The sequence below is a fragment of the Microtetraspora malaysiensis genome (assembly GCF_001528665.1).
In the GTDB taxonomy this organism is placed as follows: Bacteria; Actinomycetota; Actinomycetes; order Streptosporangiales; family Streptosporangiaceae; genus Microtetraspora_A; species Microtetraspora_A malaysiensis.
Window position 1 is genome coordinate 317693 of the sequence record NZ_BBYJ01000005.1, and the last position, 23318, is coordinate 341010.

Sequence of the window (23318 nt, forward strand, 5' to 3'; positions counted from 1 at the left end):
TCGGTCATCACTTCATGAGCTGGTCGGCGTTGATCTTCACCTCGAATTTCTGCGGGAGCACGCTTCCTCCGCCGCCAGTAGGCCACAGGTACGGCAGCGGCTGGGTCAGGTCGAAGGAGATGGTCGGAGTCGTGGGCTGGACGGTATCGACCGGATAGATGTTCCATCGCGGGGTCGAATCTGTCGTCCCCGGTCCGGGAGAGGGTTGTGAGCCGGTGGGCTGGGGCTGTGGGCCGGTGTTCGTGGGCCCGGGCCCGTCATGGGGCAGTGGCGGGTCGATGTTGACGAAGGTCATGGTCGAGCGTGGGCCGACGTTGGGGATGCTGGTGCCCCCTCCACCACCGCCGCCGGTACCGCCGCTCGACCCCGTGCTCTGGGTGGGCGTGGCGGGCAGGTAGTGGCGATCGCTGTGGTCGGCATCGCAGGGCTCCGCCGCTCGGGCCGGTGGACGGGCTCCGTCAGGCGCCTTGACCCGCAGCCCGAGCTCACCCGCGATCATCAGGGTGTAGTGGCCCGCCAGTGTCTGCTGCCCTTGCTTGTTGGGATGTGCTGACTGCTGGGTCTTGTTGAAGCCGTCCCCTCCTGGGGCGGTGCTCCAGGCGACGTTGCGAACGTAGGGGGCCTTGGTTCCCAACTCGTGGCCGGCGAAGGCGTTCTCGATGTCCAGCATGTCGGTGGCGATCCCATTGTCGGCCAGGACCTCCTGGGCCTTTTTGATGGAGGCGGTCAGCCGAGGCGCCAGAGTGCGGAGTTTCGCCCAGTCCCCCGAACGTTTCCGCACCATCCATCCCATGAGACCTCCGGGCTGGAGACCGTCTGCGACGCCCTGGGGATAGTTGACCATCATTACTCTGGCCTTGCCGTTGGTGGCGACGCTCATCGCCCGCACGAGCTGCACCAGCCGCGCCGACAGGGTCGACGGTTGCGTCACCGGTCGGACGAACGGCGGACGCGGCGGCTCTGAGTCCGCCCATTCCTGTGCCGAGGTTCGGGTGGTGTTCAACAGGGGCGCGATCCGCGCCTCGATGCCGCTCACGTCGGCTGGGTTGTCGAGTACGGCCGCCACCATGGGCCCGAAGCCGACGTCGTTGCCGCCGAAGCCGGAGATCACCAGGTCGGTGGCATCGTCCAGTCCCTCGTTCTGTGGCGGGTTGACGCGGCCGTGGTCGTTCTGGCCGGCGAAGAAGTGCTCGATACCGGCGCCGGAGGAGGCGTTGAACCGGACGTCGAAGAAGATCTCGGGGTTGGCGCGGCGCAGCTGGTCGATGGCCTGCAGGACCGCGGCGTTGGCCGAACGGTGACGGAAGTCCTCGTCGTAGTCGGCCTCGGTGTGCCCTACCGCCGGGATACGCCCACCGTTGGGGCCCTGGAGGAAGCGCATGGGTTCGGGCAGGAAGCCGCGCTTGTTGAAGTAGTCCCCCGCCCCCTCTCCTGATATGTACGAGTCGCCCATGATGACGATCTTCACGACCCTCTGCCCCGGCAGCGGGACGCCCTGACGGAACTGGGCGGGCTTGTCGTCCCCCCAGAACAGCGGCCCACCCGGCCCCGTGCCGGCAGGTGGACAGGTGTCGGTCGGCGCGTATCGCTGCCCCAGGTACTCCAGGCCGCCGACGGCGGGGAGGTTCGCGAGCGATTCGGCGTCGTAGTCGTCGAGGAGCGGGATATCGGTGATCGGGCCGGCACTCGCAGGGGTGAAGCCCGTGCCCGCGACCAGGGCCAGGGCGAGCGCCGCTCCTGTGAGCGCACGGGGCAGTGGCCGATGTATGGATCTTCGCGTCATGCCGTCAACTATGAGCGCCGCTCATATGGTGGGCCTCCTCCTCGGGAAGGAGCCCGTTCTCCGCCCACGGGCTGTCAACGCTCCTGCAAGAGGCCGTCACCTCAGCCGCGACATGGGAGAACGCCGTCAGGTCGCCTAATGGCTAATGAAAGGGTGGGTGTTTCGCAGGACGGGAGGGATGGGAGGGCACTCCCCCGTCCTGGCAGCGAATGTCCGCTGGCTGGCCGGCTATCGGAGGGCTCACTGCCTGCGCGAAGACGTCGCTGATGAGTTGATGGGCGTGTTCGCCAAGCTTAGGTCGTTGATGTCCGGGGTCCGGGGTTGAAACGGTTGATGACCGTCTGGCTGTTCGCCGGTGATTTTTCATCTGTTATGGGGCCGACGGCTGGTGGTGGGACACCGCCAAACGCACGGCATTCTTCGGGGACCGGTCCTCACGCTCGACGGCTCCAGTGGCCAGGTCGACGACGAAAGGCATGGGAGGCGGGAGGAAATCGGCCCCAGACAAACTACTCAAATCTCGCATCTCGTCCACGCCTCGGCTCGTCCCGAGCGGTCTGGAGAGCGCTCTCCAATATGCTATAAAAGGCCGTATGAGCGAGGCTCCCCCGCCTGTGTCGGGATCCCCCACCTTGGAGGACGTGGCCCGGGCGGCGGGCGTGTCCCGTGCCACCGTCTCCCGCGTGATCAACGGTGTTCGCAACGTCAACCCCGCCATCCAGGAAACGGTCCGGCAGGCCATCGCCGCCACCGGCTACGTCCCCAACCAGGCCGCCCGCTCGCTCGTCACCCGCCGGACCGGGTCGGTCGCCCTGGTCGTCTCCGGAGCGGGCGTCGAGGGCGAGGAGAACCCGTTCCCGAACCAGGTCTTCGCCGACCCCTTCTTCGGCCGGGTGGCCGGCGGTGTGGTCGGATATCTCCGCCCGCTCGGCATCCACCCGGTCCTGTTGTTCGCCGAGACCGACGCCGCCCGCGCGGAGGTCGTGGACTACCTCCGCCAGGGCAAGGCTGACGGCGCGATCCTGGTCTCCACCCATGGTGAGGACCCGCTGCCCAAGCTCCTCGTCGACGGAGGGCTGCCCGCCGTGCTCTTCGCCCGGCCACCGGAACCACTCCCGATCAGCTACGTCGACGTCGCGCACCGGACGGGCGCCAAGCTGGCCGCCGATCACCTGGTCGCGCGCGGCTGCCACCGCGTGGCCACCATCTCCGGCCCCCTCGACGTACTGGCCGCCCAGGACCGTCTCGCCGGCTTCCGGGACGCCATGGCCATGCACGGCCACCCGTACATCCCCTGCGTCGAGGGCGCCTTCACGCTCGACAGCGGCGCGGCCGCGATGGAGCGGCTGCTCGCCGAGCACCCCGACGTCGACGGCGTCTTCGCGGCCAACGACCTGATGGCCCAGGCGGCGCTCCAGGTGCTCCACCGGCACGGCCGCCTGGTCCCCGACGACGTGGCCGTGGTCGGGTTCGACGACAGCAGCGCGGCCCTGGCCTGCAAGCCGCCGCTCACCACGATCCGCCATCCCGTCGAGGACATGGCGGCCGAGCTGGCGCGGCTCCTGCTCGCCCAGATCGAGCAGCCGGACCAGCGGGTGACCTCGGTCATCTTCGATCCCGCCCTGGTCGTCCGCGAGTCCGCCTGACCGGTCGCGGGAGTGCGGGAGGGCGGCGCCACGGCGGGCGCCGCCCTCCCTCTGTCGACCGGCGAGGCCGGTCATCCCACCGGTGCCCCCTTGGCATCGCGGATCAGCGCGGCATACCGGTGGCCGCTCGCCTTGATGGTGCGCGCCTGGGTGCGGTAGTCCACGTGGACCAGCCCGAACCGCTTGTCGTACCCGTAGGCCCATTCGAAGTTGTCCAGCAGCGACCAGGCGAAGTACCCGGCCAGCGGCACGCCCTGCGCGACCGCGCGAGCGCAGGCCGCGACGTGGCCCTCCAGATGGGCGGACCGCTCGCGGTCGTCGAGCTCGCCCTCCGCGCCGACCGGATCCGGCCAGGCGGAGCCGCTCTCGGTGACGTAGATCCGCTCGATGCCGTACTCGCGGGCCAGCCGCAGCAGCAGCTGTTCGAGGCCGTCGGGGTAGATCTCCCACCCCATGGCCGTAACGGGCGCTCCGGGCACCTCGACCTGCCGCGCGTACGGCACCGGACCCTCGGGGTCCGCGGTGACGACCTGGCGGAAGTAGTAGTTCAGCCCGTGGTAGTCCAGCGGCGCCGCGATCGCCTCCAGGTCGCCCGGCCGGATCGGCAGGTCGACACCGTAGAGGTCGATCATGTCCTGCGGGTAGCCGCGCCCCGTGATCGGGTCGAGCCACCAGCGGTTGGCGTGGCCGTCGGCGCGCACGACGGCGGCGTGGTCCTCCTCCCTGTCGGTGGCGGGCTCGCACGGGCTCAGGTTGTTGACGATCCCGATCGACGGCGTGCGGCGGGCCGCCGCCCTGATCGCCTGGGTGGCCAGGCCGTGCCCCAGATGCAGGTGGTACGAGGCGCGGACGGCCGCGGTGAGATCCCTCCAGCCCGGGGCCATCACGCCCTGCAGGTGGCCGTGCCAGGAGGAGCAGAGTGGCTCGTTCAGCGTGGTCCAGTCGGTGACGCGGTCGCCTAGCGCCTCCACGACCGCGGTCGCGTAGTCGGCGAATCGGTACGCGGTGTCCCGCCGCGGCCACCCGCCCTCGTCCTGCAGTATCTGGGGCAGATCCCAGTGGTAGAGCGTGACGAAGGGGCGGATGCCCGCCTCCAGTAGCGCGTCCACCAGCCGGTCGTAGAACGCCAGCCCGGGCGGGTTGGCCGGGCCCGATCCGCCGGGGATCACTCGCGGCCAGGCGACGGAGAATCGGTAGGCGTCCACGCCGAGCGTGCCCAGCAGGCCGACGTCCTCACGCCACCTGTGGTAGTGGTCGCAGGCGACGTCGCCGGTGTCGCCTCCATCGACGGCGCCGGGGACGCTCGCGAAGGTGTCCCAGATCGAGGGCGTTCTGCCGTCCTCGTGGGCGGCTCCCTCGATCTGGTACGCCGAGGTGGCGACGCCCCAGACGAAGTCAGGGCCGAAGGCGGAAGTGATGTCCATGGGTGTGCGCGGCCCCCGAGTGGTGCCCGCGCTCCCTCCTTCCTTTCTGGTTCTTCCGGTTGTTCTGGTTCGAGTCGCCGCGGGATCGGCTACTTGACCGCGCCCGCGGTGAGCCCCTGCACGAGATAGCGCTGCAGGAGCAGGAAGCCCGCCACCACCGGGACGCTGACGACCAGGGACGCCGCCATGACCTGGTTCCAGTAGACGTCGTTCTGGGTGGCGTATGCCTGGAGGCCGACGGCGAGGGTGCGGGTGGACTCGTCGGTCATCACCGACGCGAAGAGCACCTCGCCCCACGCGGTCATGAAGGCGTAGATGGTGACCGCGATGATGCCGGGCATCGCGGCCGGGACGACGACCCGCAGCAGCGCCCCGATCGGACCGCTCCCGTCCACCTGTGCCGCCTCGTCGAGCGCGGCCGGCACGGAGTCGAAGTAGCCGACGAGCATCCAGATCGAGAAGGGCAGGGAGAACGTCAGATAGGTGATGATCAGCGCGAGCCTACTGCCGTAGAGCTGGACGCCGAGGGCGTTCCCGAGATTCACGAAGATCATGAAGAGCGGCAGCAGGAAGAGGATGCCCGGAAACATCTGTGTGGACAGCACGGCGACGGAGAAGATCTTGCGGCCCCGGAACCGGTAGCGGCTCACGGCGTACGCGGCGAACACCGCGACCACGACCGAGGCCACCGCGGAGATCGAGGAGACCACCAGGCTGTTGACGAAGTAGTGGGCCAGCGGCACCGTCCGCCACATGTCGGAGAACGACTGCAGGGTGATCGTGACGGGGATCCAGTTGAAGTCGCCCTGCACGTCTCGCAGCGGCTTGAGTGCGGAGGTCGCCATCACGTACAGCGGGGTCAGCGTGAAGAGGCCGAGCAGCCCGAGGAAGATCACCCGGGCCCAGGGCAGCCACCGCGGCTCACGCACGGCTCCTCCTCCGGGTCGTCAGTGCCAGGTACACCGCGGTCACCAGCAGCAGGAACAGCAGGAGCAGCACGGACATCGCGGCGCCGGAGCCGAAGTTCCAGGTGACGAACGAGCTCTGGTAGATGTGAATGGAGATCAGGTCGGCCTCCCTCGGCGCCGACTTCCCGAACAGCACATACGGCGTGTTGAAGTCGTTGAAGTTCCAGAGGAAGAGGACCAGCACGAGCACCTGGTTGACTGGGCGCAGCAGCGGCAGCGTGATCGTGCGCACCTGCCGCCACCAGCTCGCCCCGTCGATCGCCGACGCCTCGTACAGGTCCTCCGGGATGTTCTGCAGCCCGGCGGTGAGGACGAGGAAGGCGAACGGCCAGAGCCTCCAGACGGCCACCACCACGAGCGAGGCGAAGCTGTTCCCTCCGATGAGCCAGAACGGGCGCTCGTCGGTGAGGTGCAGCTGCTCGACCAGCACGTGATTGATCAGCCCGGAGTCCCGCTGGAACATGAAGCTCCAGGTGATCACCCCCGCGTAGACCGGCAGCGCGTACGGCACGAGGAACAGGGTGCGCAGCACCCCGCGCCCCCGGAACGGCCGTTGCATCAGCACCGCGCCGCACATGCCGAACAGCCACGACAGGCCGACCGCGAGCAGGGTGAACGCGACGGTCACCAGGAACGAGTGCAGCAGTGCGGCGCCCACGGCGGAGTCGAAGTCGACGGCCACCCGGTAGTTGCCCAGCCCGGCGAATGGCGCGGCCAGCCAGTTCCTGATGAAGAACTGGGTGAGCCTGAGGAAGCTCATGCCGACGCCGATCACCATGGGCACCAGGTGGATGAGCAGCTCCAGCAGCACCGCGGGAAGGATCAGCAGGTACGGCAGACCGGCGCGGCGGAGCCATACCGGGATGAGACGGGTGATCCTTCCCCCGCCGCCGTCTCCGCCGCCCCGCTCGGCTCCGCGCCACGCGCCCGAGCGTGACGGGGTGGACACGACCATGGAAGTCCTCTCTGGGATCGGTGGGGCCGCGCGCCCGGCGCCGGGCGGACCGACGCGGCTCGCGCGGGCGGGCGGGGTGCACCCGCCCGCGCGCTCCCTGAACCGGGATGGTGGTGGGGGAAGGCTCAGTTGCCGCCGGTCATCTGCTGCTTGGCGTCGGAGAGTTTGGCCTTGACGTACCCGTCGGTGATCGGTTTTCCGGCCGCGGCGTCCGCGAACATCTGGTTCATCGCGGTGCCCACCAGCGTCTCGAACTGGCTCTCGTCGGGCACCTGTGGCAGCGGCGCCGCGGTGTTGGCGAGGATCTGCTGGAACGCCGTGATGGTCGGGGTCTGGAACGCCGGGTCGTCGTAGGCGTCGTTGACCGTGGGGAGCGAGCCGTACGCCTTGTTGAGCGTCTGCTGCGTCTCCTTGCCGGTCATGAAGGCGACGAACTTCATCGCGGCGTCACTGTTCTTGGTGTGCTGGAAGACCGCCAGGTTGATGCCGGCCACCATGCCGTTGACCTGCCTGCCGCCGGTCCCCGGGTCCGGCAGCGGGATCGGCGCGAGGCCGAAGTCGTCCTCGCTCACACCGGCGGCCTTGACCGAGCTGGCGATGGACTGCCACATCAGCATGGCCGCCTTGCCGGTGACGAAGTCCTGGATGGCCTCGGTGCCGTTGGCGTACTCGGCGTTGCTCGGGTTCACGATCTTGTGAACGGCCATCAGGTCGATGTACTGCTTGACCGCGGCGACCTGCTGCGGCGAGTCGAACTGCGCCTTCCCCGAGGAGTCGAACAGGTCGGCCCCGTGCTGCTGGCCGAAGATGAAGGCGTGGTGGGCGTTCTCGCTCACACTGGCGCCCTCGACGGCGAGCCCCCACTTGCCGTCGTGGGTGAGCTTCTTGCCGTCCGCGATCAGCTCCTCCCAGGTCTTCGGCGGGCCGTCGATGCCCGCGCCCGCGAACATCTTCTTGTTGTAGAACAGGCCGTACGTCATGCCGTAGATCGGGACCGCGGTGGGCGGCTGGCCCGCGGCGCCGGTGGCGGCGAGGCTGGGGCCGAGGAAACGTCCCTTGCCGCCGAGCGCGGCCAGCGCGGCGTCGTCGAAGGGGACGAACGCGCCGGTCGCCTGGAGCGAGGCCGACCACGTGTTGCCGATGTTGACCACGTCCGGTCCCTGTCCGGAGGTGGCGGCGGCGAGGATGCGGTTGAGCAGGTCCGACCAGGGGACCACCTCGACGTTCACCTTGATGCCCGTCTGCTTCTCGAACCGGTCGAGTTCGGGCTGGAGCACCTGCTTGTCGGCCTCCAGGCTGGGGCCCTGGTTGGACGCCCAGTAGGTGAGCGTCACGGGCCGGTCCGAGCCGGCCGATCCGCTGTCGTCGCCGCCGCAGGCGGAGGTGGCGAGCACGAGCGCCCCGGCCATGCTCATGGCCGCGGTCATGAATCCGAGCTTGCGTGTACGCACGGTTGTCCTCACTAGTTTCCCGGCGGGTCGTCGGGCTCCGCCTGCTGACCGCGGGAGCCCGGCTCTGGGGGGCGGGGTCTCGGGAGTGTCTCGGGGGGTGGATGGACTGTGGAGACGAGGGATCGGCTCGGGGTGCCGTGTCGCGGCATCCCGGCCGGAACCGGGATGCCCCGATGCGGTGAGAGGGAAGGGAGAGCGCTCTCCAGAGCGAGAGTGCCCGCGCCACAGAGCACTGTCAACCCTTGAGTGAGCGCATACGGAGAACGTCCAGATCAGGCGCACAAGAGAGATGCGGGCCGTGTGAGGGCACGGCGAGGGGTACGGCGAGGAACTGTTGACAAGCCGCGGACTGCGGGGCCACTCTCATGGAGAGCGCTCTCCCTCCGGCGTTCTACTGGACGGACGACGCATCGGAGACCCCCGGTCGACCGTCGGGAAGCCCCGAGCAGCCTCCACCGGGCATCCATCGCGCTTCTCGTCCAGGGGGACGTGCTCGCCCGGGGATGCGGCGGTTTCAACGCGGCAATGGTCGTTCGCTCAGCCGGTTGAGCTGATCGGCACCTGGCGTGCTCACCGAGACTGCGCTTGAACGCGGCTGTCTCGTGCCGGTCGTTCTGTTTGGTTGCCATGCCGTGCGCGTTGACGTCGTCGACCGCCTCCGAGTTCAGCGGAACGCCTGGATCTCTGTCTCCCCCAGAAAACGTTGACCGAGGTCCCCGGGGTGAAACTCCCCCCACGGTCCGCAGATGCTCATCCAGCTCCACTGGCTCATCTGTGCCGACGCTCCGATCGCCCCAACTGCGCTACAGGACAGGGAAATTCATCGGCTCGGTGCGATGCCCACGACCAGCCCGCGCCAACTCGAAGGGTCGTACGCCAGCCACCGCGTCTCGACACACCCGAGAAGTAGGCGCTCAGCGCCACTGATCGAACGCAGAAAGTACAACCATGATCCCGTCTTCCCAAGTCGGGAAATGGCCACGGATCTGGGAGAGCGATACCGCCGGCGAGGTCTTGCGACCGTCCATTGCGTAGACGACGTGGTTGAACCCCGTCGCTGTGGTCACTTGTCCCACCCTGGTGAAGCCGCAGTCTCCCGGGTCTGGGTCAGTGCAAACGAAGACGAAGGTATCCGGCCCGCTTGTCACCACGTCAGGTGAGACGAGGAACAAACCCCTCCGGTCCACCTCGCCCCGCACGCGACGATCGATCCTCGACACATCCACTGCCGCCATTGCAAGCACCGCCATGCTCACTGGGGCCACCCCCGTTGGTGGCCGATCACAGTCTGGGCAACGAGGGCGTGTTCTCGCTACCGGATTCGCCCGCAGTGCTCCAGCATTCCGGCTTCAGGCCGGGGAGCGCGGCGGAGAGCCGGAATACCCACCGAGGTCAGCGCGGCGGAGAGCCGGCCGACGGTCAGTTCCGCGCCGCCCGTGCATGCGTAATCGTCGGGACGGACCAGTACCCAGCCTCTGGGGGCGATGCCGAGGCCATGGCAGAGCGTGCTGGCGGGCCGCAGGAAGCGAACCGTCAGCCACTCCCCCGCCTTCGCGGACAGCTCGGTGGCGAGATCGGCGCAGTCCGGCCCGGCGAGCAACAGCCGGCGGGCGGCGGCCGATCCGCGTAGCGGTTGTAGGTGGCACGCAGCCGGGCCGGCGAACCCGCCGGACGCCACCGCATTCGGCGGGGACCGTACTGGCAATCAGGCAGATGTGTTCACGCACCGGGCTACTTGAAGAGGTAGCCGGCCTGGCGGGTTCTCCGCTGGAGATCAATTACCCCTCCGAGATTCGGTGAGGGGCCACTAGCATCGGGTCATGCCATTGACCGCGGACGACGTCGATCGGTTCGAGGCCTCCCGGCCGCGCCTGGGGGCCCTCGCCTACCGCCTTCTCGGTTCCGCCGCGGAGGCCGAGGACGCCGTACAGGAGACGTTCCTGCGCTGGCAGGCCGCGGACGTCGACCGTGTCGAGGTCCCTGAGGCCTGGCTGACGAAGGTTCTCACCAACTTGTGCCTCAACCAGCTCACCTCGGCGCGGGCGCGGCGCGAGACCTATGTGGGCCAATGGCTTCCCGAGCCGCTGCTCGCCGGGGACTCGATGCTCGGCCCGGCCGACACCGCCGAGCAGCGCGAGTCGGTCTCGTACGCGGTCCTCACTCTCATGGAGCGCCTCTCCCCCAACGAGCGGGCGGTGTACGTGCTGCGGGAGGCCTTCGACTATCCGCATCGGGAGATCGCCGAGATCCTCGACATCACCGAGGCCGCCAGCCAGCAGATCTTCCACCGGGCCAAGAAGCACGTCGCGGACGGCAAGGCCCGCACCGAGGTGGACGAGGCCGTCGCCCGGCGGATCGTCGCGGAGTTCCTGGCGGCTGCCACCAGCGGCCGGACCGAGCCGCTTGTACGTCTGCTCACCGAGGACGCCGTCGCGATCGGCGACGGTGGCGGAAAGGTCCCGGCCCGCGCCAAGGCGTTCGAGGGCGCCGTCGCGGTCGCGAAGTTCCTGTGGGGCCTGCTCAAGCCCGGCCCGGCCAAGCGCGCCCTGGTCGGTGGCCCGGCCGAGGTCTACGCCTGGACCGCCAACGGCGGGCCCGCCGTCGTGGCCGTCGTGGACGGCCGGGTCGTCGGCGTCATGTGCCTGGAGATCACCGCCGAGGGCATCGCCGCGTTCCGCACCCAGGCCAACCCCGACAAGCTTGAACGTGCGACCGTGCTCTGGGCGGCGGCCGACCACGGGGAGCCGCTGTTCAACGCCTTCTGAGCACTGTGTGAGGCGCTTCACATCGCGTCCCTGTCAGGAAACGGCGGGCCGTCCGGTTCAAGGGGCGAAACCGCGCACGACAGGAGCTAGGAAATGCGGCACCGCATCATCGTCCTCGGAGCTGGATACACCGGAGCCTTCGCCGCCGGCCGCCTCGCCAGGCGGCTGCGCCGCGAGGACGTCGCCATCACCCTCGTCAACGCCGAGCCCGACTTCGTGGAGCGTGTTCGCATGCACCAGCTGGCGGTCGGCCAGGACCTCAAATCCCGGCCGTTCAGCGGGATGTTCGCGGGCACGGGCGTCGAACTGAGGCTCGCGAAGGTCACCGGCGTCGACGTCGACCGTAAGACCGTCGCCGTTGCCGGTGCGGACGGCGCCGAGGAACTCGGCTATGACACGCTCGTCTACGCGCTTGGCAGCGGCTGGAACGCCCAAGGCGTCCCTGGGACCGCCGAGCACGCCTTTGAGATCGCCGGCCGTCCGGGGGCGCTCCGGCTGCGTGAGCGCCTGGCCCGTCTCGACGCCGGGCAGACCGTGGTCGTCGTCGGCGGCGGTCTCACCGGTCTGGAGGCCGCGACCGAGATCGCTGAGACCCGCCCGGACCTCGACGTCGCGCTCGCCGCCCGCGGCGGCCTCGGCGACTGGCTCTCGTCCAAGGGGCGTGAGCATCTGCGGACGGTCGTCGGCAGGCTCGGGATCACCGTGTATGAGCACGCCGCGGTCACCGGCGTCGAAGCCGACCGTGTCACCATCGCCGACGGCGGGGCGATCCCGGCGGCGGTGACCGTGTGGACCGCCGGTTTCGCGGTGCATCCGATCGCGAAGGCGACCGCTCTGGAGGTCACCGGCACCGGTCAGATCGTGGTCGACGGGACCATGCGCTCGGTCTCGCATCCGGACGTGTACGCCGTCGGCGACGCGGCCATGGTGATGGGCCCCGGGGACAAGCCGTTGCGGATGTCGTGCGCCTCGGGGGTTCCGACCGCGTGGCAGGCCGCTGACGCGATCGCGGCGCGGCTGACCGGCGGGAAGCTCCCGAATGTGCCGATCCGCTACTTCAACCAGTGCGTCTCGCTGGGCCGCAAGGAGGGGTTGATCCAGTACGTCACCGCGGACGATCGGGCGGTGCGGGCGGCGCTGACCGGACGGCTGGCCGCCGTCTACAAGGAGCTGGTCTGCAAGGGCGCCGCGTGGGGTGTCGCGAATCCGACGTTCGGGCTGCCGACGCGGCGGCGCCGCGTCACGCGGGAGCGGGTCGCGGCGGGTTCGGCTGTCGCGGCGTCGGCGTAGGGCGCCACGTGAAGCGGGGCGCCCTCGGGGGCGGGCGCTCCGCTTCGCCGTTGGTCGGCGTGGCGGTTGACCTGCCGGTGTTCATGCGGCGATGTCACCCATTTATGCGATGTCGTCAGGCGCTCCACGCCGTTGACTGGAATCGCGACCCGACGTGCGGGAGGTGACCATGATTGCCGTCCACCATCTGACTGAGGACGTCGGCGGGCTGAGCGTGTTCTACCGTGAGGCGGGCCCCAAGGAGGCGCCGACGATCGTGCTACTGCACGGTTTCCCCAGCAGCTCGCACATGTTCCGGCACCTGATTCCCGCTCTCGCCGACCGATACCACGTGATCGCGCCCGATCACATCGGCTTCGGCTACTCCTCGGCCCCGTCCGTTGCGGATTTCCCGTACACCTTCGACTCTCTGACCGAGGTGACGACCGCGCTGCTGGCCCGGCGAGGTGTCGATGAGTACGCGATCTACGTGCAGGACTACGGCGCGCCGATCGGGTGGCGGCTGGCCATGAGCTCACCCGGGCCTGTCACCGCGATCGTCACCCAGAGCGGAAACGCCTACGCCGACGGATTCGTCGATGCTTTCTGGCGTGGCCTGTTCGCCTATGCCGCCGCTCCGGGCCCGGACACCGAACGGCCGGTGCGGGCGGCGCTGAGCCTGGACAGCACCCGCTGGCAGTACGAGAACGGCGTGGCCGATCTGTCCCTGATCAGCCCGGACGCCTGGGCTCTCGACCAGATGTTGCTGGATCGGCCGGGCAACGCCGACATCCAGCTCGCGCTCTTCCGCGACTACCCGTCCAATGTCGCGCTCTACCCCAGGGTCCACAAGTACTTCAGGGCCAGCCAGGTGCCGCTGCTGGCCGTCTGGGGCGCGAACGACGGCATCTTCGGCCCGGCCGGCGCGACGGCCTTTCTGCGGGATCTGCCGGAGGCCGAGGTGCACCTGCTCGACGCCGGTCACTTCGCTCTGGAGAGCCATCTGGATGTGATCGCGGGCTACATGCGCGGTTTCCTCGGACGGGTCGTGGGTCGCTAGAGCCGGCTTCTTCGGGCGCTGGGGCAGGTCGATTCGGCCTGGGCCTTCCGGCTCTTGCGAGGCTCCGTGGGGGCGGCTTCGCTCCCCCGAGGTCGTGTGTGTGGCGGGGCGCGGGCGGCTCAGTGGGAGCCGTCGGCGAGGACCTGCGTGAGCGCGTGCGTGGCCTGGCGGACCATCCCGGGGTTGGTGTCCCAGTAGTACGGGAGGGCGATGACGGCCTGGAGGAGTGCCCAGCCGCGGCCGCGCAGCCATGACGCGTCATCGGCGGCGACCTCGTCGCGGAAGCGTCGGCGGCTCTCCCCCGTGAACACGTTCCATGCGGGTTGGAGGTCGCAGGCGGGGTCGCCGACGTTGAGGCCGCCGAAGTCGATGACCGCCGACAGGCGGCCGTCGACGACGAGGAGGTTGCCCGGCAGCAGGTCGCCGTGGACCCACACTCCCGGCTGGCCCCATGCCGGGGCTTCGAGGGACTCCTGCCACGACCGCAGGGCCGTGGCGCCGTCGATTCGGTCGCCCAGTTGGGCGATCGATCGGCGTACGCCGTCGTCGTGCTCGGCGAGCGGTCCCCCGCGGGCGTGCGGCGGGCGCGGGTGGGCGCCGGTGGTGTCCGCCCGGCGCAGCGCTGTGATGAACGCGGCGAGGTCGGCCGCGGCCTGGTTCAGGTCGTGGATCGTGCCGTTGGCGTTGTGGCCGGGCAGCCACTCGTAGACGGACCAGGTGAAGGGGTAGTCCTCGGCCGGCTGCCCCGCCGCCACCTGTACGGGGACCGCGAGCGGCAGGTGCGGTGCGAGCGTGGGCAGCCACCGTGCCTCTTTGGCCGCCTGGCGGGTGGCCCATTCGATGCGCGGCAGCCGTGCGGACAGGTGGTCGCCGAGCCGGTAGATGTCGTGGTCGGTGCCGTAGGAGTCGACCAGCTCGATCGCGAGGTCGGCCCACTGGGGGAACTGGTCGGCGATCAGGCGGCGGACGAGGGCCTCGTCGGTGAGGATCTCGTCCGCGTGCATTCTGGTTCTGGTCATCGCGGTCATCCTCGTTGGCCTGCGCTGATCGCGGCAAATGGGTTTTCGGGCGGGTCGCCGTGCGCGGGGAGTGCCGCTCCCCCGGGCGGTCGGCTCGATCTGGTCGCTGGCCGGCGCGTGTTCAGCGTGTTCAGGGAGGGTGAGCCGCCGAGGAGGGGCGCGACTTCTGCTGTCAGCGGGCCGTGGTGACCACGATCTTGCCGAACTGGGTGTTGGACTCCATGTGCTGGTGTGCCCGCACGATCTCGTCCAGCGGGAACACGCGGTCCACGACGGGGCGGAAGGCTCCGCCGCGCAGGCCCGAGGCGACGAACGCCGCGCCGCGGCGCAGCCGCTGCGGGTCCTTGGCGATCTCGAGCATCGTGTACGTGCGCATGTTCAGTGCGGGCATGCCCAGGTCGAACCCGGGATACGGGGTGGGCTGCCCGCTGAGCGCGCCCCACAGGAACAGGGTCCCGTCGGCCGCCACGGCGCGGGCCAGATCCACGACTCCCGGGCCGGCGACGGCGTCGAAGACGTATTCGGCGCCCTTGCCGCCGGTCAGCTCCAGGACGCGCTTCGTCACGTCTTCCTCGTCCGAGACGATGACCTCGGCCGCGCCCTCGTCGATCAGCTGCTGTTTCTTGGCGTGGGTCCGGGTGATGGCGACCGGGGTGGCGCCGACGCGGTTGGCGGTGTGGATCGCGGCCAGGCCGACGCTGCTGGAGGCCGCGTTCACCACCGCCACGTCACCCGCCCGCATGCGGCCGACTTCCACCATCGCGCCGTAGGCGGTGAGGTAGGGCATCCACACCGCCGCGCCGGACACCGCGTCGACATGGTCGGGGCGGTGCAGGAGTGCGGTGGCCGGCACGATCGCCTGCTCGGCGTAAACGCCGTAGTCGTTCTGTGAGAAGTTCGGTACGACGCTGATCGTCTGCCCCTTCTCGAAACCGGTCACGTCGGGGCCCACCGCTTCGATCACGCCGGCGGCCTCGGAGCCGAGCGTGGCCGGCAGGTGCTTGACCGGCTCGATGTAGTGACCGCTGCGGAACAGTGCCTCGGCCCTGTTGACGCCGATGGCGTCCACCCGGATCCGGACTTCGCCCGTTCCCGGCTCACCGGGATTGAGGTCCTCCAGGCGCATCACCTCGGGTCCGCCGATTTCGTGGAACCGCACAGTCCTGGCCATGTCATCGTCCTTTCGCCCGCCGGGAACGGGGCTTACGGTGACATAAAAGTACGACGCTCGTCAAACTTTGATGGCGGTCGTACTATGGGGTCATGGAACGCACCCCGTCGCACCCCCAGGTCTCGCAGTTCAACCTCCAGCAGGTGCTGGAGGCCCTCGTCGATCCGGTGCGCCGGAGCATCGTCGCGCAGCTCGACGCCGCAGACGAGGACATCGCCTGCGGCGCTTTCGACATCGCCGTCAGCAAGTCCACCGCCACCCACCACTTCAAGGTGCTGCGCGAGGCGGGCCTGATCCGGCAGCACTACGTCGGCACCTCGCGGATGAACACCCTCCGCCGCGCCGAGATGGACGAGGTGTTCCCCGGCCTGCTCGACGCCCTCACCACTCCCCAGGCGCAGGGGCGTTGACCCCTGGGCCCGTTGCCGGTGACGTCGAGCGGGCCTGGCGTGGGCGGGGCCGTCACAGGGTGTCGAGGCGGGCCAGCTCGTCCTCGGTGAGCCGGATCGCCGCGGCGGCGATGTTGTCGACCAGGTGGCCGGGGTTGCCGGTGCCGGGGATGGCGAGCACGTGCGGGCCCTGCTGGAGCGTCCAGGCGAGCCGGATCTGCGCGGGGTCGCGCCGTGGGCGCGTGCGATGGACTGGATCTCGTCGTCGTCGGCGCCGGTTCGGCCCGCCTCGCGGCCCTTTCCGGCGATCGCGAAGAACGGGACGAAGGCGATGCCCTGCTCGCCGCACGTGCGCGGCATCGCGCGGTCCTCGGGGCGGGCGCCGATGCCGTAGGGGTTCTGGACGCAGACGACCGGGGCGATGCGCGTGGCTTCGGCGAGCTGTTCCGGTGTGGCGTTGGAGATGCCGAGGTGGCGGATGAGCCCGGCGTCGCGCAGGCCGGCGAGCGCGCCGAAGTGTTCGGCGATCGAGGTGGCGGTACGGCTGGGCGGGATGCGCAGGTTGACCAGGTCGAGGTGGTCGCGGCCGAGCTGGCGCAGGTTCTCCTCGACTTGTCCGCGCACTTGGGCGGGTTCGGCCCACCACCAGTTTCCGGAGGGGCCGCGTCCGGGCCAGACCTTGGTCGCGATCACCAGGTCGTCGGGGTAGGGGGAGAGCGCGCTGTTGATCAGCTCGTTGGCGGAGCGCAGCGAGGAGAAGTAGAAGGCGGCGGTGTCGATGTGGTTGACGCCGAGTTCGGCCGCGCGGCGCAGTACGACGGAGGGCGCTAAAGTCTCACATGAATGTGAGAGTCAAGTCGCGTACGCGACTTCCTCGCGGCAGACCAGGGAGAGGCCATGCGCATCGGAGAGCTGTCACGGCGGACCGGCGTCCACGAGCGCCTGTTGCGCTACTACGAGGAGCAGGGCCTGCTCCATCCCGAGCGACTCCCCAGCGGTTACCGGGAGTACGACGACGGAGACATCGACACCGTCCGCCGTATCCGCAGCCTCTTGGCCGCCGGTTTGAACACCGCCACCATCGCCACGATCCTCCCCTGCCTACGCGATGACGGCGATCGGCTGATCCCAACCTGCTCAGACCTGCTCGCCGACCTCCACCGAGAGCGAGACAGGATCACACAGTCGATCATCGACCTGCAGACGTCCCTGGGTGCGCTTGACGTCGTCATCGCGGCAGCCCCGCCCGATGTCACGCGCCGTGCGATCGCCGCGCTCGGCGCCTGAACGCGGTGTCCGTCGTCGGCCGTCGCGGCCTTCGGGGAGTGACCGGAACGGAAATCAGCGGGTCGGGCGGGGCCGCGGGTCACCGCCGGGCACGTGCTCAGCTTGGGATGAGCGCATCCCATTGGTCACGGGTCGGGCCGTCGGGTTGGGGCGTGAAGTCCGGGCGGGCAGCCATCCAGGCGGTGACGCGCTCGTGCGCTTCGTCGCTGCCGTAGGCGTCGTCGGCTGTGCTCAGGAGGTGGCGTACCCGGGCTCTGGCCCGCATGACGACGGGATCGCCGAAGGCGCAGGCGGCCTGAGCGGCGGCCCGCACGTCGGTGGGCGGCGAGCCGTGGGCGAGGCGTTGTTCGCTCGCGCGGTCAGCCGCCACCTGCGCGTCGAAGAAGGGGTGAAAGGTCTGGGCGGTCCAGGCGTGGTAGCCGGTGGGGTCAGCGGCGACCTGGCGGCAGCACTCCCCGAGCCTGCGGTTGTGCGCGACGAGTTCGTTCCAGGCCGTCTGGGTGGCCGGTGGGGTGAAGTTCTTGGTCATCAGCGTGTCATCGCACTGGATGGGGTGGCTGCGTCCGATGCCGCGCGGGTCGAAGCCGATGATGTCGAAACTGTCGAGGATCTCGTCGGGGAACTCCTCGGGGGCCATCATGACCAGGGTCGCGCCGGGATTGCCGGGGCCGCCCGGGTTGGTGACGAGTGTGCCGAGCTTCTGCTTGCGGGCCTTGCTGCGGGAGACGAAGACCGTGATCTACTCGCCGCCCGGTAGAGACCAGTTCACGGTGCACCTTGACCGTGCCGCACTCGATGCCCTCGCCCGGGGCCGGGTAAGGCGGGTCGGGCGGGCACTTCTCCCACTGGATGGCAGAGGCGGACTGCGGCGCGAGGGCGCCGCCGAGGCTGAGAACGGCGGCGAGAAGGAGTTTCGTGATCACAGGTGGAGAGCTTGCTGGATCGACGTTATCGGGTGACGTTGGATACGTGATGAGTGTGTAACGGTGACCGCCGACCGGCGCGAGGTCCGCAGGATGGCCGCTGACCGGCGGGGTGACCGGGCGCCGGCGGGAGGGGCCCAGCCGCCGGTGTCCGTGGCCGGCGGCTGGGCGGTGTGGCGGCGGGGTGTGCGTCAGATCCGCTGCCACAGGGCGGGGACGTTGGGGGGCTCCCAGCCGACCTGTGCGGTGTGTCCCTGGAGGCAGCGGTAGGTGGCGCCGCCGTAGGTGACGGTGGCTCCGGCCTGGTAGACGGTGCCGGCGCTCCAGGTGCCGCCGGGGGGTGTGCTCGGGGAGGCGGTGGGCGACGCGCTCGGCGAGGGGCTGGGCCCGCCGCCGGGCACGTTGAGCACGAAGTCGAACGTGGCCTCCTTGCCGGCTCCGGCGTTGCGGACGTTCATGAGCAGGCGCGGGTCGTAGATGGTGTCGGTGCTGTTGCGGGGTTCGCCCGGGAAGTAGAGCTGGGTGGTGAGGATCGGGCGGTTGGGCGCCTGGACCTTGACGTGGATGTGGCGGGTGCGGCCCGGGTAGAGGCCGGGGACGATCGTGGTGAGCGTGAAGGCGCCCTGGGCGTTGGTGAACTGGTGGCCGCGGAAGGTGAAGCCGTAGTTGTCGTAGGCGCCGTTGTCGTCGGCCTGCCAGAAGTCCAGGAGCACGTTGGCGAGGGGCTGGCAGGAGAGGCCGAAGACGTAGCCGGTGAACGTGAGGGGGACGCCGGGCGTGCCGGGGCCGGCCAGGGTGGTGCGCAGCGGCGAGTTGGGCTTGAAGTACGGGCCTTCGATCTGCGGGACCGTCGGGTCGTCGTGGTCGGAGCAGTACGGCGTCGGGGTCAGCGGCTCCCCCGTCCCCCGTGTGTCGCGGGCCAGTGCGGGGATCTGTCCGACCAGCAGCGGGAGCGGGGCGACCAGTGCGGCCTTGAGCAGGGTCTTGCGGGTGATGCCCTTGCGCCCCTGCTCGGTGGGCGTGTTCTCGGTGTCCATCAGTGGCCTTCTCGGTGTCGGGGGTGAGGCGGCCCGGTCCGGGGCGCCGCGCTCGGCGGTACGCCGGCGGGTGTGGGTGGCGGCCGGCGGCGTGAGCTGGGGGCGCGGTCCGGCCCGGGGCGCCTTGACTGCACCCAAGCTGACACGGAACGGATCAGCGGAACACCTTACAAATTTCCATAACTGGGTGATATGGAAGGAGTTCGCGGGCCGGGTCCGGTTCACGGGCGCAGGACGACGCGGCCGGTGGTCTGGCCGTCCTCCAGCATGCGGTGGGCTTCGGCGGCCTGGTCCAGGGGGAGGATGTCGCCGATCCGCACGCGCAGGGTTCCGGCGGTCAGCAGGCGGTTGACCAGCGCGGCGGCGTCGGCGAGGTCGGCGGCGCTCGCGTTGGAGAGGGCGAAGCCGAGCAGCCGGGCGTCCCTGGTGTAGAGGGAGCCGACGGGGATCTCGGCGCGGGCGCTGATGCCGGCGGTGAGCAGGACGCGGCCGCCGCGGGCGAGGAGCGGGGTGACGCCGGGGATGTCGTGGTGTCCGGAGGTGTCCCAGTACACGTGGACGCCGTCGGGTGCGGCCTTGCCGAGGTGGGTGAGCAGGTGGGGGTCGCGGTAGTCGAACACTTCGGTGGCGCCGAGGTCGTGGCAGTAGGGGGTGTCGGCGGGGCGGGCGGTGGCGATGACGTGGGCTCCGGCGCGGGCGGCCATGGTGACGGCGCAGGAGCCGACGGCGCCCGCTCCCCCGCCGATGACGACGGTTTCGCCGGGGCGGACGCGGGCGTCGCGGAAGAGACCGAGGAACGCGGTGGCGGCGGGGTGGAGGGCGGCGACGGCCGTGACCGGGTCGACGCCGGGCGGCAGCGGGTAGAGCCGGTCGGCGGGGACGACGGCGTGGGTGGAGAAGGAGCCCTGGCGGCCGCCGTGGCCGAGGCTGTTGCACCAGACGCGGTCGCCGGGGGCGAAGCCGGTGACGCCGGGTCCGGTCCTGGCGACGGTGCCGGCGAGGTCGCGTCCGATGACGAACGGGAAGGGGGTGGGGGTGCGGTAGAGGCCGGATCGGACGTAGGTGTCGACGTGGTTGGCGGCGACGGCGTCGACGTGGACGAGTACGTCGGTGGGGCCGGGTTCGGGCAGCGGGAGGTCGCCGACGTGGATGCGTTCGGCGGGGCCGAGTTCGGTCACGTAGGCGGCGCGCATGCGCGGGGTGCTCATGGTGGGGTTCCTTTCCCGCGGTCCCGTCCCGGTCGGGGCGTGGTCAGCAGATGCGCGGGAGCGGGTCGCCGACGAGGAGGTCGACGATGCGGGTGCCGCCGAAACAGGTCTTGAGCAGGACCAGGCCGGGTGGGTCGTCGCCGGCGCGGCCGATGAGGGCGGCGTCGGCGCCGAGCGGGTGGGAGCGCAGGGCGTCGAGGGCGGCGTCGGCGCGGTGGGGGGCGACGACGGCGACCATGCGGCCTTCGCAGGCGACGTAGAGGGGGTCGATGCCGAGGAGTTCGCAGGCTCCGCGTACCTGGGGGCGGATGGGGACGGCGTTCTCGTCGAGGACGACGCAGGTGCGGGAGGCGGCGGCGATCTCGTTGAGCACGGTGGCCACTCCCCCGCGGGTGGCGTCGCGCAGGCAGCGTACGGCGTCGCCGCAGGCGGCGAGGAGGCGGGCGGTGAGGTCGTGGAGGGGGGCGGTGTCGGAGGTGAGCTGGGCTTCCAGGTCGAGTTCGCCTCGGGCGAGCATGATCGTCATGCCGTGGTCGCCGATGGGGCCGGAGACGATGACGGCGTCGCCGGGGGTGACGGAGGCGGCGCTGAGGGCGGCGCCGCGGTCGAGGGCGCCGATTCCGGCGGTGGTGATGTAGCAGCCGTCGGCTTTGCCGTTCTCGACGACCTTGGTGTCGCCGGTGACGATGTGGACGTCGGCGGCGCGGGCGGCGGCGGCCATGGAGGCGGTGATGCGGCGCAGGTCGGCGATGGGCAGGCCTTCTTCGAGGATGAAGGAGGCGGTGAGGTGGCGGGGGGTGGCGCCGCACATGGCGAGGTCGTTGACGGTGCCGTTGATAGCGAGGTCGCCGATGTCGCCGCCGGGGAAGAAGAGGGGTTTGACGACGTAGGCGTCGGTGGTGAGGGCGAGGTCGCCGGTGACGGCGCCGTCGGCGAGGGGTTCCAGGAGGGGGTTGCGGAACGCCTCGAGGAAGACGGCTTCGATGAGGGTGTGGGTGGCCTTGCCTCCGGCGCCGTGGGCGAGGGTGATGAGTTCTTCCCTGATGCGTGCTTTGCCGCGGCGGGCGCGTTCGATGCGTTCGAGGACCTGGTCTTCGCGGGTGGGGCGGTGGAGGTGGCCGGCTTCGCGTACGGCGGTCTCGGCCCAGGGGGCGGTGGTCTCCTCGCTCGGGTCGGTGTTCACGGGCTGGTCGCCTCCTTGACGCGCTGGCGGGAGAACCGGCCGAAGTTGTAGTAGGCGGCGCAGGCGCCTTCGGAGGAGACCATGCAGGTGCCGATGGGGGTCTCGGGGGTGCAGGCGGTGCCGAAGACCTTGCACTCCCAGGGTTTGAGCACGCCTTTGAGTACTTCGCCGCACTGGCAGGCCTTGGGGTCGGCGACGCGTACGCCGGGGATGTGGAAGAGGCGTTCGGCGTCGTAGGCGGCGTATTTCTCGGTCATCTGGAGCGCGGAGTGGGAGATGGATCCGAGGCCGCGCCATTCGAAGTAGGGGCGAAGTTCCATGACGCGGCTGATGGCGTTGAGCGCTTTGGGGTTGCCGTTCCAGGGGACGACGCGGGCGTACTGGTTTTCGACCTGGCTGCGGCCGTGGGCGAGCTGGGTGAGGATCTGGTAGACGGAGCGCAGCACGTCGAGGGGTTCGAAGCCGGTGACGACGAGGGGTTTGCCGTAGGTGTGGGCGATGAACTCGTAGGGGCGGCAGCCGATGACGGCGGAGACGTGGCCGGGGCCGATGAAGCCGTCGAGGTGCAGGTCGGGTGAGTCGAGGATGGCTTTGATCGCCGGGATGATCGTGACGTGGTTGCAGAAGACGGAGAAGTTGTGGATCCCTTCGGCTTCGGCGCGCAGGACGGTCATGGCGGTGGAGGGGGCGGTGGTCTCGAAGCCGATGGCCATGAAGACGACGCGTTTGCCGGGGTTCTGTCTGGCGATCTTGAGGGCGTCGAGGGGTGAGTAGACCATGCGGATGTCGGCGCCGCGCGCTTTGGCGTCGAGGAAGGAGCCGCGGCCTCCGGGGACGCGCATCATGTCGCCGAAGGAGGCCATGATGACGCCGGGTTGCTCGGCGATGTGGATGGCGTCGTCGAGGCGTCCCATGGGGATGACGCAGACGGGGCAGCCGGGGCCGTGGATGAGGGTGACGGCGTCGGGGAGGTAGTCCTCCAGGCCGTGCTTGTAGATGGTGTGGGTGTGGCCGCCGCAGACCTCCATGAACTTGTAGGTGCGGCCGGGGCGGCAGAGCGCGGCCATCTGGCCGGACAGGGCGCGGGCCTGCCCGGCGTCGCGGTATTCGTCGACGAAGCGCATCGGGTGTCACCCCTGGTCGATGGTGGATTCGCGGAGGGCGGCGATCTCGTCCTCGTACGGGTCGCCGATGCTGTTGAGGAAGTCGAGAGCGGCGGCGGCCTCCTCTTCGTCGATCTTGGAGAGGGCGAAGCCGACGTGGATGAGGACCCAGTCGCCGGGGGCGAGGTCCTCGCGGTCGAGGAGGCCGATGTTGATGGCGCGCCGGACGCCGCTGATGTCGACCATGGCGAGGTCAGGATGGTCGGGCAGGATCTCCGCTATCTCGCCGGGGATGCCCAGGCACATGGTCGGCCTCCGTGGTCTGGATGGATTCGAGGATGAGTTCGTCGCCGCCTTCGGTGACGATGTCGATGCCGCCGCAGCCGCCGCAGGAGGCGAAGGCGTCGTCGGACGTGGTGACGTGGCGGCAGGTGCGGCAGATGTGCCGGGCCGGGATGATGACGAGTTCGAGGCGGGCGCCTTCGGCGGGTGATCCGACCGAGACCATGGCGAAGGCCTGGTTGATGGCGGGCTCGCTGATGCGCAGGAGGGCGCCGGCGCGGACGCGGGCGTGCTGCACGGGCCGGCCGGCGGCGCGCTTCTCGACGGCGTCGAGGATCGCTTCGGCGATCCCGATTTCGTGCACGGTGGTCACCCCGTTCCGGGAGTGGCGAATG

The 23318-nt window shown here is 69.9% G+C and carries 23 protein-coding genes and 2 pseudogenes; 6 read left to right on the forward strand and 19 right to left on the reverse strand.

Features of this window, described 5'->3' with window-relative positions; all coding sequences use genetic code 11:
• Positions 1-7: 7 nt before the first annotated feature.
• The gene (locus tag AWQ71_RS04330) at positions 8-1783 is read right to left on the reverse strand and encodes an SGNH/GDSL hydrolase family protein (protein ID WP_067126977.1); all 1776 of its coding nucleotides are present in this window, start codon (positions 1781-1783) and stop codon (positions 8-10) included.
• Between the two features lie 593 nt (positions 1784-2376).
• Here AWQ71_RS04330 and AWQ71_RS04335 point away from each other — a divergent pair.
• On the forward strand, positions 2377-3429 hold the full coding sequence (locus AWQ71_RS04335) for a LacI family DNA-binding transcriptional regulator (RefSeq protein WP_067126981.1): 1053 nt from the start codon (positions 2377-2379) through the stop codon (positions 3427-3429).
• 71 nt (positions 3430-3500) lie between these two features.
• Here the strand turns inward: AWQ71_RS04335 and AWQ71_RS04340 are convergent, their stop codons facing one another.
• From AWQ71_RS04340 to AWQ71_RS43175, 7 genes and pseudogenes are all read right to left on the reverse strand, one after another.
• A complete protein-coding gene (locus tag AWQ71_RS04340; RefSeq protein ID WP_067126983.1) occupies positions 3501-4853 on the reverse strand; it encodes a GH1 family beta-glucosidase in 1353 nt (450 codons plus the stop codon).
• 89 nt (positions 4854-4942) lie between these two features.
• On the reverse strand, positions 4943-5782 hold the full coding sequence (locus AWQ71_RS04345; RefSeq protein WP_067126986.1) for a carbohydrate ABC transporter permease: 840 nt from the start codon (positions 5780-5782) through the stop codon (positions 4943-4945).
• Positions 5775-6776 carry a carbohydrate ABC transporter permease gene (locus tag AWQ71_RS04350; protein WP_067126989.1) on the reverse strand — a complete coding sequence of 334 codons (1002 nt, stop codon included), beginning with the start codon at positions 6774-6776 and terminating at the stop codon, positions 5775-5777. The genes AWQ71_RS04345 and AWQ71_RS04350 overlap by 8 nt, the downstream gene beginning before the upstream one ends.
• Positions 6777-6901: 125 nt before the next feature.
• Positions 6902-8227 (reverse strand): ABC transporter substrate-binding protein, encoded by a 1326-nt coding sequence (locus AWQ71_RS04355; protein ID WP_218001635.1) that lies wholly within the window; start codon positions 8225-8227, stop codon positions 6902-6904.
• Positions 8228-8790: 563 nt separating this feature from the next.
• Positions 8791-8892 (reverse strand): annotated as a pseudogene (locus AWQ71_RS39820) (hypothetical protein); the annotation flags it as partial.
• Between the two features lie 249 nt (positions 8893-9141).
• Positions 9142-9483 (reverse strand): hypothetical protein, encoded by a 342-nt coding sequence (locus AWQ71_RS04360; RefSeq protein WP_157570170.1) that lies wholly within the window; start codon positions 9481-9483, stop codon positions 9142-9144.
• Between the two features lie 56 nt (positions 9484-9539).
• On the reverse strand, positions 9540-9905 hold the full coding sequence (locus tag AWQ71_RS43175; protein WP_218001636.1) for a hypothetical protein: 366 nt from the start codon (positions 9903-9905) through the stop codon (positions 9540-9542).
• Between the two features lie 142 nt (positions 9906-10047).
• Here AWQ71_RS43175 and AWQ71_RS04370 point away from each other — a divergent pair, with 142 nt between their 5' ends.
• The 3 genes from AWQ71_RS04370 to AWQ71_RS04380 all read left to right on the forward strand — a co-directional run bounded on the left by AWQ71_RS04370 (position 10048) and on the right by AWQ71_RS04380 (position 13321).
• The gene (locus tag AWQ71_RS04370; protein WP_067126996.1) at positions 10048-10992 is read left to right on the forward strand and encodes an RNA polymerase sigma-70 factor; all 945 of its coding nucleotides are present in this window, start codon (positions 10048-10050) and stop codon (positions 10990-10992) included.
• A 93-nt stretch (positions 10993-11085) separates the two neighbouring features.
• Positions 11086-12282 (forward strand): NAD(P)/FAD-dependent oxidoreductase, encoded by a 1197-nt coding sequence (locus AWQ71_RS04375; RefSeq protein ID WP_067126999.1) that lies wholly within the window; start codon positions 11086-11088, stop codon positions 12280-12282.
• Between the two features lie 169 nt (positions 12283-12451).
• Complete coding sequence (locus AWQ71_RS04380; protein ID WP_067127607.1) at positions 12452-13321, forward strand: alpha/beta fold hydrolase; 870 nt, start codon at positions 12452-12454, stop codon at positions 13319-13321.
• A 119-nt stretch (positions 13322-13440) separates the two neighbouring features.
• Here the strand turns inward: AWQ71_RS04380 and AWQ71_RS04385 are convergent, their stop codons facing one another.
• Together AWQ71_RS04385 and AWQ71_RS04390 are read right to left on the reverse strand one after the other, a co-directional pair.
• A complete protein-coding gene (locus AWQ71_RS04385) occupies positions 13441-14340 on the reverse strand; it encodes an aminoglycoside phosphotransferase family protein (protein WP_067127610.1) in 900 nt (299 codons plus the stop codon).
• A 172-nt stretch (positions 14341-14512) separates the two neighbouring features.
• A complete protein-coding gene (locus tag AWQ71_RS04390; protein ID WP_067127002.1) occupies positions 14513-15511 on the reverse strand; it encodes a zinc-dependent alcohol dehydrogenase family protein in 999 nt (332 codons plus the stop codon).
• A gap of 92 nt (positions 15512-15603) precedes the next feature.
• On the opposite strand from AWQ71_RS04390, the gene AWQ71_RS04395 reads away from it, so the two are divergent.
• Positions 15604-15921: an ArsR/SmtB family transcription factor gene (locus AWQ71_RS04395; RefSeq protein WP_067127004.1), complete on the forward strand. Its 318-nt coding sequence runs from the start codon at positions 15604-15606 to the stop codon at positions 15919-15921.
• Positions 15922-15973: 52 nt separating this feature from the next.
• Here AWQ71_RS04395 and AWQ71_RS44265 read toward each other — a convergent pair whose 3' ends face one another.
• Entirely contained in the window at positions 15974-16081 is a 108-nt protein-coding gene (locus AWQ71_RS44265) for a hypothetical protein (protein WP_281195339.1), read from the reverse strand.
• 179 nt (positions 16082-16260) lie between these two features.
• A pseudogene (locus tag AWQ71_RS44270) lies at positions 16261-16713 on the reverse strand (aldo/keto reductase); the annotation flags it as partial.
• An 84-nt stretch (positions 16714-16797) separates the two neighbouring features.
• Here AWQ71_RS44270 and AWQ71_RS04405 point away from each other — a divergent pair.
• Positions 16798-17187: a MerR family transcriptional regulator gene (locus tag AWQ71_RS04405; RefSeq protein ID WP_067127006.1), complete on the forward strand. Its 390-nt coding sequence runs from the start codon at positions 16798-16800 to the stop codon at positions 17185-17187.
• A 97-nt stretch (positions 17188-17284) separates the two neighbouring features.
• Here AWQ71_RS04405 and AWQ71_RS43180 read toward each other — a convergent pair whose 3' ends face one another.
• From AWQ71_RS43180 to AWQ71_RS04445, 7 genes are all read right to left on the reverse strand, one after another.
• Complete coding sequence (locus AWQ71_RS43180; protein ID WP_067127008.1) at positions 17285-17824, reverse strand: hypothetical protein; 540 nt, start codon at positions 17822-17824, stop codon at positions 17285-17287.
• Between the two features lie 477 nt (positions 17825-18301).
• A complete protein-coding gene (locus tag AWQ71_RS04420; protein ID WP_067127012.1) occupies positions 18302-19147 on the reverse strand; it encodes a dioxygenase family protein in 846 nt (281 codons plus the stop codon).
• Positions 19148-19368: 221 nt separating this feature from the next.
• Positions 19369-20355, reverse strand: coding sequence for an NADPH:quinone reductase (locus AWQ71_RS04425; protein ID WP_245658105.1), 987 nt, complete (start codon positions 20353-20355; stop codon positions 19369-19371).
• 43 nt (positions 20356-20398) lie between these two features.
• Positions 20399-21538: a hydrogenase expression/formation protein HypE gene (hypE, locus tag AWQ71_RS04430; RefSeq protein ID WP_157570171.1), complete on the reverse strand. Its 1140-nt coding sequence runs from the start codon at positions 21536-21538 to the stop codon at positions 20399-20401.
• Positions 21535-22662, reverse strand: a complete 1128-nt coding sequence (gene hypD / locus AWQ71_RS04435; protein WP_067127014.1) for a hydrogenase formation protein HypD — start codon at positions 22660-22662, stop codon at positions 21535-21537. Before hypD ends, hypE begins: the two co-directional genes overlap by 4 nt.
• 6 nt (positions 22663-22668) lie before the next feature.
• Positions 22669-22947: a HypC/HybG/HupF family hydrogenase formation chaperone gene (locus AWQ71_RS04440; protein ID WP_067127017.1), complete on the reverse strand. Its 279-nt coding sequence runs from the start codon at positions 22945-22947 to the stop codon at positions 22669-22671.
• Complete coding sequence (locus AWQ71_RS04445) at positions 22895-23287, reverse strand: hydrogenase maturation nickel metallochaperone HypA/HybF (RefSeq protein WP_067127619.1); 393 nt, start codon at positions 23285-23287, stop codon at positions 22895-22897. The genes AWQ71_RS04440 and AWQ71_RS04445 overlap by 53 nt, the downstream gene beginning before the upstream one ends.
• Positions 23288-23318: the final 31 nt, after the last annotated feature.

What these genes read in the sequence shown, in the direction of transcription:
- AWQ71_RS04330 (WP_067126977.1), bottom strand. Translation starts at nt 1,783, where the DNA reads ATGACGCGAAGATCCATACATCGGCCACTGCCCCGTGCGCTCACAGGA.
- AWQ71_RS04335 (WP_067126981.1), top strand. Translation starts at nt 2,377, where the DNA reads ATGAGCGAGGCTCCCCCGCCTGTGTCGGGATCCCCCACCTTGGAGGAC.
- AWQ71_RS04340 (WP_067126983.1), bottom strand. Translation starts at nt 4,853, where the DNA reads ATGGACATCACTTCCGCCTTCGGCCCTGACTTCGTCTGGGGCGTCGCC.
- AWQ71_RS04350 (WP_067126989.1), bottom strand. Translation starts at nt 6,776, where the DNA reads ATGGTCGTGTCCACCCCGTCACGCTCGGGCGCGTGGCGCGGAGCCGAG.
- AWQ71_RS04370 (WP_067126996.1), top strand. Translation starts at nt 10,048, where the DNA reads ATGCCATTGACCGCGGACGACGTCGATCGGTTCGAGGCCTCCCGGCCG.
- AWQ71_RS04375 (WP_067126999.1), top strand. Translation starts at nt 11,086, where the DNA reads ATGCGGCACCGCATCATCGTCCTCGGAGCTGGATACACCGGAGCCTTC.
- AWQ71_RS04380 (WP_067127607.1), top strand. Translation starts at nt 12,452, where the DNA reads ATGATTGCCGTCCACCATCTGACTGAGGACGTCGGCGGGCTGAGCGTG.
- AWQ71_RS04385 (WP_067127610.1), bottom strand. Translation starts at nt 14,340, where the DNA reads ATGACCAGAACCAGAATGCACGCGGACGAGATCCTCACCGACGAGGCC.
- AWQ71_RS04390 (WP_067127002.1), bottom strand. Translation starts at nt 15,511, where the DNA reads ATGGCCAGGACTGTGCGGTTCCACGAAATCGGCGGACCCGAGGTGATG.
- AWQ71_RS04395 (WP_067127004.1), top strand. Translation starts at nt 15,604, where the DNA reads ATGGAACGCACCCCGTCGCACCCCCAGGTCTCGCAGTTCAACCTCCAG.
- AWQ71_RS04405 (WP_067127006.1), top strand. Translation starts at nt 16,798, where the DNA reads ATGCGCATCGGAGAGCTGTCACGGCGGACCGGCGTCCACGAGCGCCTG.
- AWQ71_RS43180 (WP_067127008.1), bottom strand. Translation starts at nt 17,824, where the DNA reads ATGGCCCCCGAGGAGTTCCCCGACGAGATCCTCGACAGTTTCGACATC.
- AWQ71_RS04420 (WP_067127012.1), bottom strand. Translation starts at nt 19,147, where the DNA reads ATGGACACCGAGAACACGCCCACCGAGCAGGGGCGCAAGGGCATCACC.
- AWQ71_RS04425 (WP_245658105.1), bottom strand. Translation starts at nt 20,355, where the DNA reads ATGAGCACCCCGCGCATGCGCGCCGCCTACGTGACCGAACTCGGCCCC.
- hypD (WP_067127014.1), bottom strand. Translation starts at nt 22,662, where the DNA reads ATGCGCTTCGTCGACGAATACCGCGACGCCGGGCAGGCCCGCGCCCTG.
- AWQ71_RS04440 (WP_067127017.1), bottom strand. Translation starts at nt 22,947, where the DNA reads ATGTGCCTGGGCATCCCCGGCGAGATAGCGGAGATCCTGCCCGACCAT.